Origin of the sequence: Pseudoalteromonas obscura, from assembly GCF_030135505.1 — a bacterium.
Taxonomy (GTDB): Bacteria; Pseudomonadota; Gammaproteobacteria; order Enterobacterales; family Alteromonadaceae; genus Pseudoalteromonas; species Pseudoalteromonas obscura.
Genome location: NZ_JASJUT010000001.1, coordinates 108298 through 125059 on the forward strand (window position 1 = coordinate 108298; position 16762 = coordinate 125059).

General features: G+C 39.7%; 13 protein-coding genes. 5 read left to right on the top strand and 8 right to left on the bottom strand.

Annotated elements, in window-relative coordinates:
* Nucleotides 1–47 precede the first annotated feature (47 nt).
* From QNM18_RS00545 to QNM18_RS00560, 4 genes are all read right to left on the bottom strand, one after another.
* Nucleotides 48–443: a hypothetical protein gene (locus QNM18_RS00545; RefSeq protein WP_284136001.1), complete on the bottom strand. Its 396-nt coding sequence runs from the start codon at nt 441–443 to the stop codon at nt 48–50.
* A gap of 480 nt (nt 444–923) precedes the next feature.
* On the bottom strand, nt 924–1490 hold the full coding sequence (locus tag QNM18_RS00550; RefSeq protein ID WP_284136002.1) for a DinB family protein: 567 nt from the start codon (nt 1488–1490) through the stop codon (nt 924–926).
* A gap of 250 nt (nt 1491–1740) precedes the next feature.
* Nucleotides 1741–3741: a hypothetical protein gene (locus tag QNM18_RS00555; RefSeq protein ID WP_284136003.1), complete on the bottom strand. Its 2001-nt coding sequence runs from the start codon at nt 3739–3741 to the stop codon at nt 1741–1743.
* A 139-nt stretch (nt 3742–3880) separates the two neighbouring features.
* Entirely contained in the window at nt 3881–4219 is a 339-nt protein-coding gene (locus QNM18_RS00560) for a hypothetical protein (protein WP_023398774.1), read from the bottom strand.
* Between the two features lie 730 nt (nt 4220–4949).
* Here QNM18_RS00560 and QNM18_RS00565 point away from each other — a divergent pair.
* Together QNM18_RS00565 and QNM18_RS00570 are read left to right on the top strand one after the other, a co-directional pair.
* On the top strand, nt 4950–5267 hold the full coding sequence (locus tag QNM18_RS00565; protein WP_211012149.1) for a hypothetical protein: 318 nt from the start codon (nt 4950–4952) through the stop codon (nt 5265–5267).
* A 555-nt stretch (nt 5268–5822) separates the two neighbouring features.
* Nucleotides 5823–6164, top strand: coding sequence for a hypothetical protein (locus tag QNM18_RS00570; protein ID WP_284136004.1), 342 nt, complete (start codon nt 5823–5825; stop codon nt 6162–6164).
* A gap of 292 nt (nt 6165–6456) precedes the next feature.
* Here the strand turns inward: QNM18_RS00570 and QNM18_RS00575 are convergent, their stop codons facing one another.
* A complete protein-coding gene (locus QNM18_RS00575) occupies nt 6457–6969 on the bottom strand; it encodes a peptide-methionine (S)-S-oxide reductase (protein ID WP_284136005.1) in 513 nt (170 codons plus the stop codon).
* Between the two features lie 174 nt (nt 6970–7143).
* Here QNM18_RS00575 and yddG point away from each other — a divergent pair, with 174 nt between their 5' ends.
* On the top strand, nt 7144–8079 hold the full coding sequence (gene yddG, locus QNM18_RS00580) for an aromatic amino acid DMT transporter YddG (protein ID WP_284136006.1): 936 nt from the start codon (nt 7144–7146) through the stop codon (nt 8077–8079).
* Nucleotides 8080–8125: 46 nt separating this feature from the next.
* Nucleotides 8126–9334 carry a tyrosine-type recombinase/integrase gene (locus QNM18_RS00585; protein ID WP_284136007.1) on the top strand — a complete coding sequence of 403 codons (1209 nt, stop codon included), beginning with the start codon at nt 8126–8128 and terminating at the stop codon, nt 9332–9334.
* A 300-nt stretch (nt 9335–9634) separates the two neighbouring features.
* Here QNM18_RS00585 and QNM18_RS00590 read toward each other — a convergent pair whose 3' ends face one another.
* Entirely contained in the window at nt 9635–11185 is a 1551-nt protein-coding gene (locus QNM18_RS00590; RefSeq protein ID WP_211012153.1) for a methyl-accepting chemotaxis protein, read from the bottom strand.
* A 226-nt stretch (nt 11186–11411) separates the two neighbouring features.
* Here QNM18_RS00590 and hemH point away from each other — a divergent pair, with 226 nt between their 5' ends.
* Nucleotides 11412–12431, top strand: a complete 1020-nt coding sequence (gene hemH / locus QNM18_RS00595; protein WP_284136008.1) for a ferrochelatase — start codon at nt 11412–11414, stop codon at nt 12429–12431.
* Between the two features lie 36 nt (nt 12432–12467).
* On the opposite strand, the gene QNM18_RS00600 is transcribed toward hemH, so the two are convergent.
* Nucleotides 12468–15032 (bottom strand): putative bifunctional diguanylate cyclase/phosphodiesterase, encoded by a 2565-nt coding sequence (locus QNM18_RS00600; RefSeq protein WP_211012155.1) that lies wholly within the window; start codon nt 15030–15032, stop codon nt 12468–12470.
* 273 nt (nt 15033–15305) lie between these two features.
* Nucleotides 15306–16712 carry a YfcC family protein gene (locus QNM18_RS00605; protein ID WP_211012156.1) on the bottom strand — a complete coding sequence of 469 codons (1407 nt, stop codon included), beginning with the start codon at nt 16710–16712 and terminating at the stop codon, nt 15306–15308.
* Between the last annotated feature and the right edge of the window lie 50 nt (nt 16713–16762).

A 16762-nucleotide genomic window follows, 5' to 3' on the forward strand; every position in this document is an offset into this window, starting at 1 on the left:
AGACCCGAACTCGGTTCTAAACTAAGTTCGGGAAAAGCACCAATATCCTAGGAAACTTCCACTTCTTTAAACTCGCCGCAATTACTAATAATCTCGTGAAAAAATATAAAACATGGATCTGTCAGGCACATTTTATTTTGGCCAAAAAGCTTTTGTTTTAAACTTCGATGTTTATCAATTTGGAACACCCACTCTAGCTCTTGAACGGAGTCTTCTTCAGGTGAATAAAACACACTTGCACCAATCAAATAGCGATTGTCTTCAAACGTTAGTGTACTATACCACCCCCAGTCTTCAGCGGCTGGCTCGGAGATATCTAACTGTCCTTTTAATTTACTTTTTAACCAAATTAATAAGGACTCTCCATAATTTGGGTTAATAGGGTTTACCTGCTCTTTTGCAACATCAAACTTGTCGGTTTTAAAGTGTATTGCCAGATTCATTAAGTAACCTTACTAAAAGTTGGACAAAAAATAGCATCATGCTAGGAATTAATATTGCCAATGGCCCTGCAAGCTTTGTGCTAGATAATTTTTGTATGCGAGCTTTTTCTGAGCGAGTAATAAAATTATAGATATGCTCAGAACTAAACAATACAAACAGAGCACCTATAGCTAATGCGAATAAACTTGCACTGCTAAATATAACCCAACCAAATAATATCAGCATTACTAAGGCGATAAGTGTATTTGCATATTTGCTAAATAGACGATTGATGATGAACCTCCGAGGTTTGTAAAAATAAGCGTAGCGGTAAATAGCATTTCCGCGCCAAACTTAACCGTAGATACACTTTTTTGACTAGCGCTATTCTTATTACCTAATAATATTCAAAGCCCTATCGCATATAAAAGCTCTTTGCCCTCTTTGTTTTTCTGAATTGGAACAATACATAAAGGCTGTAGACGAGACAGCTATTAATACTACAAATGCTCGTCAGACTCAGTTTTAAGTTGTGCATCAGGAATATCAATCAAAAAGTCTGTGATACCTATGTCTATCCCAAGTTGGCTAAATAATGTCGAAAGTTGACCTCTATGGTGGGTTTGGTGATTGAATAAATGAGCTACTAGTTCACTAAACTCTCTCTCACTTGTTTGGCCTCTTGTATCACTATAAACCAATGTTTTGTGGAAATCAGATTCTTCAACTTCATCATTGATCCAACACAGAATTGCGTTATCGATGCGGCTTCGAACCGGTGAATACAGCGCAAAGTCTTTATATAGAGTATCATCAAGTTTTGTTGGAATTGGCAAATCACTCAAATCTAAAAGTGAATGATAGCGTTTATCGTGCTGAGCAAATCGTAACAGCCAAATTATATCAGCAATTATGATATGATTAAGAGTGCCCAATATAGAGCCAAAGTATGCCCCCCTGTCTGATGTTAATTGTTCATGGCTTATCATACTTGCTGCTTCAATGAGCTGTTTATTCATGCGAAGATTATATTGCGCCATTAATTTAAAGTGTGATAGATAATTCATTTTTTACCCCTATTTTGTTTACGACATTACATCTGCTACTAGATTGCTACTTTTATAAATTATCGCTAGTACAAAATATATCAAACAATTTTTATCGTCTAATGAATGTTAGGTAGATGAATTTTGGGGAGCATATCGCGAATAAAGCTGATGTATTAACTTCAATAGGCGGTTCAGTTTCAATATAAATTGCTGAGTGCCTCTCACTCAGCAATTTAAATGTCCTGCAATGACTTAGGGGAGCTTCTTTCTAAATTACGTCATCATTGATAAATGCCGCTAATACATTTTTTAATGTGCTTGCGTTATCGGCAATAGCCCATGCCCACATCTGCGACAAAGCATTCGACTCTTTTGGCTCTAAACCTATTTTCAAAAAGGTACTATAGTAAGGAAAGTTCGCAAAAGGCATTGCCGGTTGCTTCAATAATGCCAAAGCTTTTTTTTCCAATGCAGGGTCTGAGTCCCAATACAAGCCAGACATTGCTTCGGCAAACAGTTTGGCATCATCTAAATCAGACGAAAAAGTATCTAGGCCTTTTTGCCCTGCTAAAATCTGACTCTTAAGCGTTGCGTCTTGTAAGCTGTTTTGCCAATCTAGCATTTTCGCATTTTGCACATACAGAATTTCAACCTGTCGCCCTGAACTTATGCTTGCCAGTGTGTTTTCTACCGTAGTTAACGTCATTTGATGAAATGCAGGCTGCGAGTTTGCTATATTGCTTTTCCCTGTGTTTGTCTGATAAAGACCACTAACAAGCTGTGAAAATGCCGTGTCTCCCTCTCCATTGTCGCTATTCTCAAATACCTGTAATAAGCTTGTCGCCTTGAAAGCTGGGTGAGTTGGGTCTTTTTGACTGTCATTGAATACTTGGTGATCTCCAGACTTGTTGTCGTAGTCAATACCAAATAGCGGGGCCGCTTGCCCGCCAGCAATGACTTTACCTTTTTTTACAAGCGGTGTACTGGTGTTGTCAAAAACGACCAGTTTTAACGGCACTTGTTCGGGGGCACCAGTGTCAGTTTGAGAGAGAATGCCAATAATGCCTGTGTTATCTAATGTACCGCCATCCGTGTAAAGCGTGTTAGGGTAATTTTGGCTATTCACCCCAATTGGCCAATAGTTATTCCTTGGAATAAAATCTGCGATATCATTTAATTTATTGTTTGCTATAAAACCTTTAAACTTATTGGAAATTGCCTTAGCCACATCTGTAGTTGCATCTTTTTCAATATTACTTTCTAGTTCACCAAGCAAGTTTTTCTGATCTGAGTCGGATAGCAGTGGCATAACCTTATCAATTAGCTCGGCCAAGCTTACAGGGTCGTTTACCTTTGCAGAAAAAGCACTCGCTATTGTATTTGCAAAGAATGAACTCGACGTACTTACAATATCTATCAAAGCATAACGCTCAGATATTGTGACTTTAACAGGTGACTCTGATGCACTGTCTTGTTGCAAGGTAGACGCGTACGCATAGGATTCAACTTGCCCTCCACCGACTAATGCGCCATCAGGTGTTTGCCCCTTCGCACCAGCCGAAATAGCCGTTGCTTGATTTGGTAGTTGCACGATATTGGATTTATTCCCGTCCACAGAGGCTACAGGGAGCATTATATTATTATTCATAATGATAAATGGTCGCTCTGCTCGCAAATAAAAAAAGTTTTCGTCGCTAGGCACTAGATCTGGAAACGACTGCTGAGCATAACTCTCAGATAAAGAAAATGACTTGGTAGAGGTCCAAGTTTTCTCCCCTTGCGCCCGAAGATTGAATACCGATAATACATGCTGGCCAACAATATCAGTCCACAACCATTGATGGTCTTCGGCTTTATTTTTAGCAATAAACGCTCCAGCGGTCACCAATAAGTTATCAATTCCCATCCCCGCAGGTACGTTACCAAAACTATGCTCTGTGAGCTGATTAATATTGAACTTGCCAGTTTGCTCACTGACAGACAGGTTTGCAGGGGTAATATATTCACCCAGCAACCCCTCATCCGAGTACTTTTGTGGTAAGAACGAATATATTGATGACGCCCACGTACCACCTGATACTGAGGAAATATAACGCGCTTTTTTCAGCAAGTTTAAGGTGTCTAGACCTAGCATCTGTCCCCAAGCACAGGTTAATGCTCGCGAACCGCCTCCGGAAAAACATATGCCTAAATTAGCTCTATTTGAGTCAGAATGTTCAAGTGTCGGGTTACTTTTACCGTTTGGATATATCTTAACTTGTTGAACCATGGAGTCGTCCTCAGATCCGTATGAAGTTTGTCAGTGGGTGGTAAGCATATTGCACGAGGTGGGCGTTTCCCATTACGCCACTATTACATAACACCAGATTGATTTTGAGCCTCAATGGCGTGATCGAGACTCAAAAAACTTAAGCTAACTCAACGGGACCGTGATCATCACAGTGATCACCATGTTGATGTTGCAGGCGACCATTCACGAGATAATCAACGTGATCGCCATGTTGAATTGCTTCATGGCCGCATCCTGGGCCATGAACATGACCATTTCCTGAAACAGCATGATTGCATTCATTTGGGTTAGCATCGTTAACTTCAATCACGTGCTCATCGCAATGATCGCCATGTGGGTGGTGCAGTTTCCCTTCAACTAAATAGTCGACATGACCGCCATGTCGAATTGCGGTGTGTCCACAGTTTGGGCCGTGAGTATGGTGATCAGCATGTTTGTGGGATTGTGAGCAAGACATGTGTCTATTCCTTCTGTTTATAAAGTCCGATATAAATCTAGCTCAGCCTAGTGCCAATGCAAATTCTATTGGGTCATGAAGTGACTCAACCAAGATAGCGGCAAACTCTATCAATATATGAGTATGTGGTTAGCCCATATGTTACCTGTGACGTGTTGGGGGCTTACAAGTACTTAGATAAACAAACTGCTTAACGCTGCCTTAGCACAATAATTACCCACCGCATCAAATACTTCCTATTTTTGGTTTAGGAATATTGGCCATATACCTGCGAATTATATTTAAAAACGTATCGACAATGTGACCAGAGTAAAGGCTAGAAAATCAGGTGGTTTGATAGGTAAGCGCTTAAAATTACAGAATAATTAATGTATATCCTTGTATAAATTTCAGTAGTAGCAGGTGCTCCCAGTCAAGTTAAGTTTCGTGCACCGATATTTTATCTACCAATCAAAAGATTATAGTTTGTTAACTTGTGATCACCATTAATATTTCCGCATAAAATAGCCCAGAATTGAAGATTACCCCATCATCATAAATTAAATTATACATATGAAATTAATAAAATAATAAGATACAAATATCTTCATAAATTGCTTCAAAATTATTGACCTAGTCACAAATAGAATTATGTTTCTTAAATTTTATTATACTGAACTGTCATACAGAAGTTGTATGTTATCTATGCACTTATTACGGTGCTTTTGAACAATAAATAAGGATATCAAAAATGAAAAAAATAGCTCTACTATCTCTTTTATTAATGACGAGCTTTGTACAAGCGAAACAAGTAACTTGCTCTGACAAAATTGACAGTATCAGTTTGCAATCTAGTGGTTCTGTTTGGATTTGGCCTGACAGACATGAAACAATTGAACTTAAGCCAACTCATCCGAAATTTTACGAATTTCTTGGCATCATGTTTTACGCAATGAAGTCCGGCAAGACTGTTGTATATAAGTCTGACAACGGCGAACGTTACTCAAATAAGTGCCATGATACGGAAAATACACTTTACCCGCTTTATGAAATTTTAAGAGTAAACTAAGCAACATTTGATTACACCCAATGCACTTACTTAGTGAGTGCATTCTTTGCTAGGCTAAAGAATAGATATAAACAATGCTATCTAATTAAATCCCATAATTTATTAAATTCCTTTTCATAAAAAATGTAAAAATTAGCAATAAACACTCGAAATATTGTTATTTATTCATAGCTAATCTTGTATTTTTATATTACCTCCTCTGCTGACCCTTCTATATTTACTATATGTCTAGCAAAAGGGTTAATATCTAATATGGCTTGCATTTTAGCTGTTGCTGGCAACGCTGAATCTTGTTTAAGGTAAAATCTCCAGAATCAAGAATTGAAGGATTAATGTTTATTGTAGTTACAACTCTACCGTAAGCCAATGCTAGAGAATCAAGAGATTGTACTCCCAAAGCAATTATGTAATGCTCCTTGCTACTGTTAATTGGCACAATGCATATGTTAAAAAACATATATACAGTCCTTAGCTTTCTTCAGCACGCAAACAAGGTTGCTAAAATGTTAATTTCATTCTAGTTTAGTATCTGATACTCACAATCGGAGAAACTCTATGAAGGAAATTATTTTGGTTCTATCGCTAAGTTTGAGTGGCTTAGCAATCGCTGATGAACATAAGTCGCATGATAAGCATGAACATAAACATGGATACAACTGCGGTCATGCCGCTGAGTGGCATGGAGATCATTTTGACTATAATCATAGCGGTCATGACCATCACATCCATGCAGGTGAAGTTCATGAAGCGAAAGTCAAAGTACATAACAAGCACAAACACGGGCATGGATTAGACAGTGGTCACAAACGGCGAATTGAGCAAGGGCGCGTTGAATACAATCATGATGGTCACTGGCACCATCAACATGGTGAACATTTTCACGAAAATCATGGTTAGGGTTAAATAACTAAATAAAGCGAGCTGCCCTTCCCTAATAAGAGGTGATGTCAGGGTAACAACAAAACCCAGTCTTGTTTATTTCCTTGATTGGGTTTTTACTGACTCTTTTTAAAAACCGCACCAACAACCCCTGAAATAAATAATAAAAATATCAATTTAACATAATTTAAATCTAATAATGTTTTGATATTCAACCTGAACAAGATTCACACTAACCTTTCTAATTATAAGAATGTATGTATAGATAATTACGGGATTTTAAATCTTAAAATTCTCATAAATAGAATATTTACTTATCTAGCGCTTTATTGATGATTTTATGGTCGACTTTGTCATTGAATTGCTCTATCAACTTAAGTAACTTGGGTGTTATTTGATTTTGACAAAACGGTTTTGTCGGATCGCTGTAGTAGTAATTTTGGTATTGCTCTGGAGATAAGCTGAATTCGTTTAGTAGTAGCGGTTGTGTAATTATCGCTTTGTCAAAATCGTCTTGTAAACGAGCTATAATAGATTTTGCTTCCTCAATTTTTGCCATACTCTCACAATAAACCGCACTACGATATTTATCCCGACGACTATGGTTTGATGTAGCACTGTGGGTGTTCAAGTGAATTTCAATCAGCTCATCTAACCTAATTAATTGGGTGTCAAACTGCAGTAAAATTCCCTCAGAAAACCATGCCTGATCATCGAAGCTATTCAACCAACCCTGCTGTACGTTTTTCACTCCAGTCAATGAGCAAAATATAGCTTCAGTACACCAATAGCAGCTCCCGCCTAGACCTATTTGTTCCAGCACTGTTGTTCACCATTTCTCAAATTACAACCTGAATAATCTTTATCATAGTTATGGATTTTTAAGTTTAACGAAGAAAAGATAATTTATTTGTTTTTTAAGCCTATTTATTGACTAAATATGATGCATGAAACAGCAGACTCTATATAATTGTTCGTTTTTTGTGGAGCCTAAAATTTGCAAACTCAGGTCAAGTTTACAGTATTTGGTGTACTCGCCGTGCTACTATGGAGCGCTGTATTGCATGTCGTACGTATTGTTAGCGAAGACTTTGGGCCAATTGGAGGAGCCGCACTTGTGTACTCATATGCAGCACTCTTTCTAGTCGCGTTTTCGGGCCTGCCAAAAATCAAAAACTATCCCAAACGTTATATAGTCATAGGCGGCACACTGTTTGTTTGCTACGAACTATGTTTATCCCTTTCTCTTGGCTTTGCCAATTCTAGAACCCAGTCCGCCCAAGTGCTAATCGTCAACTACTTATGGCCACTTTTTACCATAATTGGTGCGCTACTAAGTAAACAAGCTAATGCCAAACCGATATTACTTGTTCCTGGCAGCCTTTTGGCTTTCACCGGTGTATGTTTGGTCGTATCTGGTGATTTAAGTTACTTGTTCAATGGTGTGTTAGCAAACGTCATTAGCAATCCACTTGCTTTCTTTCTTGCATTTAGCGGCGCAATCATTTGGGCCGTATATTGTAATCTAACCAAGTCGATGGCCAACGGTGAAAATGCAATCAGCCTGTTTTTTATATTTACCGCTTGCACATTGTGGCTTAAATGGCATTTATTCGACGCGGGGTTTGCCTCCGGTTTTTCATTTAGCAGCGTATTTTTATTAGCACTAGCGGGCGGAGGAATGGCCTTGGGCTATGGGCTATGGAATAAGGCCATTATCGGTGGGAATATGATTTTACTTGCTGCAATTTCTTACTTTACGCCTGTTTTCTCAGGTGTGTTTGCAGCCTTAATTTTAGGTGTCAATTTACAGCAAGGGTTTTGGCTTGGGGTTGTCTCAGTCACAATCGGCTCACTTTTGTGTTGGCAGTCGACACGCCTTAAAGATCAACAACCTAATTCGGTACAATCAGTGCTAGACAATACTGAATAAATATACATATAATTTGCTACAAACATGCCGATTGGATCAACAATATATGACGCCGCTAGTCGATACATTAAGACAACTTAGGTATCTCATTGCACATTTGGATGACGAAACATTACATAGCGAATACCCTGCTATGTCTGAGTTTTTAAATAGCAACCGACTTGGTGATCAGATATGTTTAGACGAACTGAAGTTTTTGTATCAGTTTCTTTATGTGTATGGCCGAAAGTCTGAAGCAACATTCAACCGCTTTAGGAATGAAATCGAACGTTTCCACCTTTGGAGCTGGTTAGTCCAAGAAAAGTCTGTCTTTGAGCTTAAACGTGAAGACATTGAGGCATACGTGGACTTTGTTGTTGAACCTGATAAAACATGGCTTGCAGACTCGGTGCAGTGGCGCTTTAAAAATCACCAGGGTACGCGGCAAGTTAACCCCAATTGGCGGCCATTTGTTCACAAGGAAAACGGTGTTAGCCAACAAACACTTGCTTCTATGTTCACAGCCCTAAACGTATTTTACAAGTTTGCGATATTAGAGGAGAAATCCTTTGCAAATTTTGTCCCTGTGGTAAAAAAGAATTGCCCTTATTTGGTTGTACAATCACAAATAAAGTTACCAGATACACTCAGCGATCTTCAGTGGGAATATGTGTTTGGCGTAACGAAAGATCTGTGTGAGGAAAACCCAAAGCTGGAAAGAAATCTATTTACACTCGCATGCTTAAAAGGGTTATATCTGAGGATTTCTGAGCTTTCAGAGCGACCTCAGTGGTCTCCAGTCATGAGTCATTTTTGGCAAGATCAGGACGGCTTCTGGTTTTTAAGAATTATGGGTAAGGGAAATAAACTACGCGATGTCACGCTTAGTGATGAATTTGTTGAGTATTTGAAACGTTATCGTCAATCCCGCGGCCTCACTTCCCTGCCCCGTGTCGATGAACCTCACCCCATCATTCACAAATTGAGAGGGCAAGGAGGCATGAATGTACGTCAGCTAAGACGAATTGTTCAAGAAAGCTTTGATTTGGCCATTGATAAACTCAAACAAGATGGCTTTAGCGAAGAGTCTGAAAACTTAGAAGCAGCAACCAGCCATTGGCTAAGGCATACTGGCGCAACCCACGATGCGCAGACTAGACCGTTAAAGCATTTGTCAGAAGATTTAGGTCACTCAAAAATTGCAACAACAGACCAAATCTATATTCAAACTAATATTAAAGAGCGCGCAAAATCAGGTGTTAAAAGAAAGCTCTAGCTGGCGCTCGTAACCTGGAGCCTAACATTTATGAATTAGGTTAGGCCCAACTAAACTTAGACTATCCACTACCCCACTAAATATCATTTATAAAATGGCAGCAACTGCTATTGTGTTTGAACGTGTTTTAAGGAAAAAGCCCATTAGAAGAACGTCACACAGCAGCAAAGAAGCACCACTTTCGGTAAAAAATATATAAAACACACAATAAAAGCTGAATACTGTTAGCTCAAACCCACGTATGATGTGTTCTTTATAGTATCTATGAAAGGGCCGTCTAGGCCCTTTATGAAAATTCAGTTATCTTTTGAATCTTACCACTAATTCATGCATATCATTAGCAACGCGTGTTAGCTCCTCGCTGATCTCTTGGCTTTCTAACGAGCTAGTAACGCTAGAGTTAGCCAATGAAGCTATGTTCACCACCTGCTTGTTAATGTCTTCCGAAACGGTAGCCTGCTCTTCAACCGCGGCCGCTATCTGCATGCTGTTCACACTCATAGTCTCTATCAAAGAGTAAATATGCTCTATTTTTTGTGTTGAAGCGTTCAGTTTTTCAATACCAAGTTGGGATTCAGTTTCACCACGTTGAGCAATCACCTCTGACTCTTGGGTGCTTTGTGTCAACTCATCAATAATGGCGTGGATCTCTTTTGTCGACTCCTGCGTGCGTTGCGCTAAGTGTCTTACTTCATCAGCTACAACAGCAAACCCTCGACCTTGCTCGCCGGCTCTTGCAGCTTCAATCGCAGCGTTTAGGGCTAATAAATTGGTTTGCTCTGCAATCTGTTCAATAATTTGAGCTGCATCTGCGATTTTACTCGTTTGCCTAGCAACCCCTAAAACAGAGTCTTTAATATCGATAACCGTTGAACCTAGACTTTCTATTGATGTCTTAGTTTCCTCTGAACTTTTTGCTCCCTCTTTCGCCAACTCAAGGGCGTCAGTTGCATCCGCAGATGTCGATTGCACATTTTGTGAGACTTCATGAATAGTTGCAGCCATTTCATTCATGGCTGTGGCAACTAGTTCCGTTTCTTGCTGTTGTTGAGTTAACTGTTCAGTGGTCGAACGACTCTTATCAGCAGTTTGTCCTGCGCCGAATGTAACTTGTTTAGAAGCATGTTCAATTCGCGTGATCACAGTATCCAAATGAGCGTGCTCACTTAGTAGCTTCACGTGCAGTTCGGCCATTTTACCCTGCCATGGAGAATAAACCTGTTTAGACACTTCATCACAAAAACTATGCTTTAGGATTTGGTTTATTCGCTCTAACTGTTCATGGTCTCGGTATCGGTTGTAACCAAAAATAGCGACGCTATTCACCATCAACCAAGCAAATGCAGAAGTCTCAGAGCCGAATGCATACAACCCTAAAGCACTTGCAAACGCAGCAATTGGCCAGATGGTTCTAAGCTTTGGCAATTTAAAATTACTTTTGCCACCACTTTGAATCGAGCCATAAAGCGCTTCAGCTCGCGCAATATTTTCTCGGCTTGGACAAGTTCGAACAGACTCATAGCCAATCACTTGGCCATTTTCTGTCATTGGGGTTACATACGCATCAACCCAATAAAAGTCACCGTTCTTACAACGGTTTTTAACCATGCCCATCCAAGGCTTACCAGCCTTAAGCTGGGTCCACATAGTTTTAAAAGCAAGTTCAGGCATATCAGGATGCCTAACTAAATTATGCGGCTGGCCTATTAGTTCTTCTTTTGAATAGCCGCTTATATTCTCGAAGTGCTCATTACAGTCAGTAATTATTCCTTTTAAATCAGTGACTGAAATGAGTTTATCTTCTGGTGCAAATCGCTGTTCACGATTTGTAACTGGTTGATTAACCCGCATTTAACTAAAACTCTCTGCAAATTACATTAAAACTCGACGCTGGATAGTGGAACATACGACTTCTATCGCGTTTAAGCAACTTATTTTCATCATATCGCTACAATTTTAAGACGTATAAGCATGATATAAGTTAAAAATATACAAGTTAGATCTAAATATTGATTTTGTACGTATACTCTTTACTGTAAAATATTGCCCGTATAAAAATGCCATCAAGGAGCGCTAAGTGTCCAGATTTTCAGCAATTACTGATAACCCCCATGAAAATCGATTTAACAACAGAGTCGGTGTATTAGTTACCAACTTAGGCAGCCCAGATGCCGCTACTGCAAAAGCACTTAGAGTGTATTTACGAGAGTTTCTCTCCGATCCGCGCATTGTAGAAATCCCTAGATTCATTTGGATGTTGATACTGCATGGCATAATTCTAAGGGTCAGACCAAGCAAGTCAGCTAAGGCTTATCAAAGCATTTGGACCGAACAAGGGTCTCCCTTAATCGACATAACTAAAAAGCAATGTCAAAAATTGCGAGAATACCTAGCAAAACATAATCATGATGATGTAGAAGTCGTTATGGCCATGCGTTATGGCAACCCATCTATTGAAGCGGGCCTAGAAGCATTGCGTGAACAAGGTATCACTAAAATCGTCGTATTACCGTTGTACCCACAATATTCGAGTGCAACAACAGGGTCGACGTATGACGCTATCTCTCGTGTACTTACTAAATGGCGCTGGGTACCCGAATTGCATTTTGTAAGCGGTTATCACGGTAATGCAAAGTATATCGAAGCATTGAGTAACTCTGTACAAGAGTATCTTGATAATAACCCCACGCCAGAAAAAATCTTATTTTCATACCACGGAACCCCAAAGAAGTTTCTAACAGATGGCGACCCATATCATTGTTTTTGCCACGCCACCACTAATGCCGTAGTGTCTAAGTTGGGGTTAGATACGGATAAAGTTATGACAACATTTCAAAGCCGCTTTGGGCGCGCTGAATGGCTAAAACCGTATACCGACTTCACTTTGAAAGAACTAGCACAGTCAGGTACAAAACATGTAGCGATATTAAGTCCTGCATTTAGTGCAGACTGTTTAGAAACGCTCGAAGAACTTGAGGAAGAAAACCGCGAATATTTCATTGAAGCTGGCGGTGAGCAATACGACTATATCCCTGCGCTCAATGATAGAGATGACCACATAGTGGCGTTCTACGATATTTTGAAGTCTCATCTTTGATATAGAAAAGCCACCTACTAGGTGGCTTTTTACTCATTATATTCTACTTTCCTTCACGGCAGATAATTCATAATCAGCTTTTTTTTCACTGTTGAACTCTTCAAGTAATTGAATACAAGCCCCTATGGGCCTAGCTGGACTGTAGTAGTAACCTTGTATGTGATCACAACCAAGATCATTTAATACGTTTAGCTGGGTCTCTGACTCAACACCCTCAGCGATGACTTTTATGCCAAGCTGTTTTGCCATTTCAACCAAGCATGAAATCATTATTTGCTTACTTTTATCTTGCAGCAAACTGTCAACAAAAGACTTGTCTATTTTTAAGTAATCTACTTGGTTTTCTATCAAGTGACTTAGTGAAGAATAGCCTGTACAAAAATCATCTAGCGCAATTTTTACGCCTTTACCCCTTAAATCCCTCAGCAGTTGCCACGTGTAATGGTTTGTGGCCATAGACTCAGTCACTTCAACCGTAATGCTGCTATATGGGATATCATATTTTTCAATTGCTTCCGAGATCAGGTCAAACTGATTGTTACTGACCTTAAACTCATTAACTGATCTGTTTACAGAAATACTGATATCTGTATACCCGACGGATTGCACCTTTTTTAAATCCATACAAGCGCGTTCTAATACAAACTGGCCGATCTGTTGTATCAAGCCGAACTCTTCAGCAATGGGAATAAAGGCGCCAGGTGAGATCATGCCCTGCTCTTCATCAAACCAACGCACTAACGCCTCAAACTTAACAATTCTACCACTCGATTGATCGACGATTGGCTGATAGTAGACACTTAACAATTCATATTTGATTGCATGTCTTAGCTTGTCCCTCAGAGCGATTTTATTGAGATAAGCATTTTGGATTGCTTGGTTATGCAGCGCAACAGACCCTCTGTTAGTCTTTTTAGCACTTTCCAATGCGTGTGCTGCATTTCGGATAAATTTCGCCGCAGTCACTCGTGATTTGCAATCCAATTGAGCAACCCCTACGCTGGCTGTCAGCTCAATTGTTAGTTCATTAAACACATAGGGTTGTTTGAGTTTATCGCATAGTTTTGAGGCGATATCATGAGCACTTTGTTGGTTTGTTGCATCTAGTAATATTGCAAATTCATCCCCGCCGTAACGAGAAATGGTATCAGCCCTTCTTAGCCCATTTTTGAGCCGCTTTGCGACCGATATGAGTACTTTATCGCCTATTTCGGGGCCATAAATGTCATTCACTTCTTTAAAATGGTCAAGGCCAATAAAGAGCAATGAACAAGGCTGCAAAGTGCTTCGAGTTTGCGAAATTCTGGTTTCCAAAATATCCATAAAGCATCGACGATTAATAAGGGCTGTCAACGGCTCATGGTTTGCATAAAATGTGAGCTGCGCTTCATTTCTCTTCCAGTCCGTGATGTCGCGAAAGATGGCCACATAGTTGACGATATCACCTTCTTCGTCGCGTACTATATTCAACGTTAGCTCTTCGGGGAAGATTTGACCGTTTTTTCTACGGTTATAAATCTCACCTTTCCAAGTGCCTTCTTTACATAGCTTTGTCCACATTTTGTCGTAAAATTCAGAGCTGTGTTTCCCCGAAGAAAGCACTGACGGGTTTCTGCCAAGTAGTTCAGTATCTGAGTATCCAGTCAACCGTTCAAATGCTCTATTTACCATCACAACTCGATTTTTGTGATCGGTTATCATGATGGCCTCAGTAGCGTGTTCAAATACGACATTGGTAAGCTCTAATTGCTTGTTCAGTGCATAGATATACGAAATGTCCTGCACCGACGCGCAGAAAATACGCTCATCTTCTTGCTCATCTGAGCGTTCAACATGCCCGATAACTCGAAAAAGTCCTTTGAATTGGCTTCTGTCACTGTGAGAGACATTTATATCGATATGACTTATTTGTCCATTGCGGATTTTTTGCATTAAAACACGAAGTGACTTTTGGTCTTTTTCTTTCAGGCTATCGCAAAATACTTCAAATCCAATTTCCTGATCAGGTAGATTTATCAAGGTTTGCATTTCTTGGCTAAAGCTATGTATATTCCTGCTGATATTCCAAGACCATGAACTTAGTCTCGCAATACGCTCCCCTTTTGCCAACTGCCTAACTAGAATTTCCTGCGCGCTTAGCTCTAAATTGTGATTCAGCTCAGCGCCCACTAGTAAACTTAGTTCCCTAAACCAGTGTTTATCGTCACTAGATATCTCTATTTTTTCGTCGAAAAGACACACCATAATACCGATTGGAGTATGATCTAGCGCACGTAAGGTCACGCCCAGGTAACCATCTATATCGAATATCTTTAATATTTCGTCTTCAGCATACATCTGTTGTAAATTACAACTAATAGAACAAACACTTTGGCTGTCTTTAGCGTCTTTACAAGGCGTCCCTTCTAAATCATATATGATGTAGTTGGACTTTTCTCCATTGACTGAATAAGCCACGGTTTTTACTCGCGTATCTGAGTCAATGAATTTACCAATTAAACAATGAGCAGGCTGAAACTTCTCGTAAATCAAGTTTAATGCCAATTCATAGCGGGCTTCGCTGCTTGGCAAATTATAAAAAGTACTGAATGATAGCGTCATCGTTTAACAATCTTGTAATAATTATAGTTATTAATATGAACCGGAATGAATTCAACTAGCAATGATAATTAATCACCATTTAGGAATATGAAGATAGATCAATAAAATATCAATAACAAGAATCAGAAATATATAATCAACAATATCTCAACACTTTTATTCCAGCTTTACCACTTATAGACACAGACAATATTATGTCTGACATAAAAATGCCATTTAAAAAAACAAAAAAGCCGTCTATTAAAGACGGCTTTTTGTAACTAAAAGTCTAGTTTATTCAATAATTGGCTGAACATCTAGCCCGTAACCGAAGCTAACAGCAAGGACTAAAACAACAGACGCAGCTAATAATAGCTTACCAATCAATGGCAAACAGAACCTGAACCAATGTGTATAAGGTACCCCAGCCATGCCCAGAATACCCATTAATACTGCATTAGTCGGGATAATCATATTAGAGAAACCATCACCAAACTGGTACGCCAATACTGCAACTTGCCTTGGTACACCTACCAAGTCCCCAACCGGGACCATTAATGGCATAGTCACATATGCTTGACCTGAGCCTGATGGAATAAAGGTATTCAAGAAAGTTTGAATCACTAACATGCCTACAGCTGAAATCTCTGCAGCAACATGAGACAGTGGTGAAGAAAGACTATATACCAATGTGTGTAAAATCTGCCCGTCTTCTAGAATCAACGCAATACCACGCGCTACACCGATTAATACAGCCGTTGTCACAAGCTCTGATACACCATCAATAAAACGCTCTGCCGTTTCATCTGCTGATAGTTTACCAATAATTGCAATAACAACACCCCAGGCAACAAACAAACCGCCTAGCTCATATAAATACCAACCTTTCGTCGCAATACCCCACACAGCAATACACAGCGTGATGATAAAGCTAAATAAAACCGTTTGATGACGCTTATTCAACTTTGGATAGTTAGGTTTTGCTTGCCCTTCTAGCGGGCACGGCACACCAATCATCATGGACTGGCTAGGATCGTTTGAAACTTTTTTAGCGTAGCTCCATACATGGTGGAAACCGATTAGCACGAAGGGGACAAATATAGCCAATCTTAATTCAATGCCAGAGTAAACTGGAATATCAGCAATTTGTTGTGCAATTAACACCGTAAATGGATTAAATGCGGATACACCGTAACCAATACCATAACCGGCTACGATCATACCAACTGCCGTCATGGCATCTAGTTTCATCGCTTTACAAAGTGCAACCAAAATCAGTACAAAAGGGATATATTCGCCAGCTGTGCCTATCGTGCTAGACGCTAAGGCAAAGCAGAATACAACCATAAAAATCAAACGTTGTGGTTTAGTACCGTGTTTTTCAAGCAGACGTCCGATCAACGCATCAACTGTACCTGTTGCACGCGCAATACTTAGTACACCACCTACAATTAATACGAAGAAAATAACATCTTGGGCTTGTGCGAACGCTTTAGGAATTGCAGTGAGGAGATCCCACGGAGTAAGAAACTCTTTTTGCTCAACAAGTTGGTACGTACCTGCGACCACCATTTGTCTGCCGCTGTCGGTAACGCTAGTCTCAAAAAAGCCCTGAGGCACCACCCATGTGGCTAACAAGGCCACCACCATCATGCCGAGCAACAGCACGAGCGTGTGTGGTACTTTCAAAGTTTGTCCCATTTACTGCTCCAAATCAATAATATTATAATTTGGCGCGCATATTACCCACA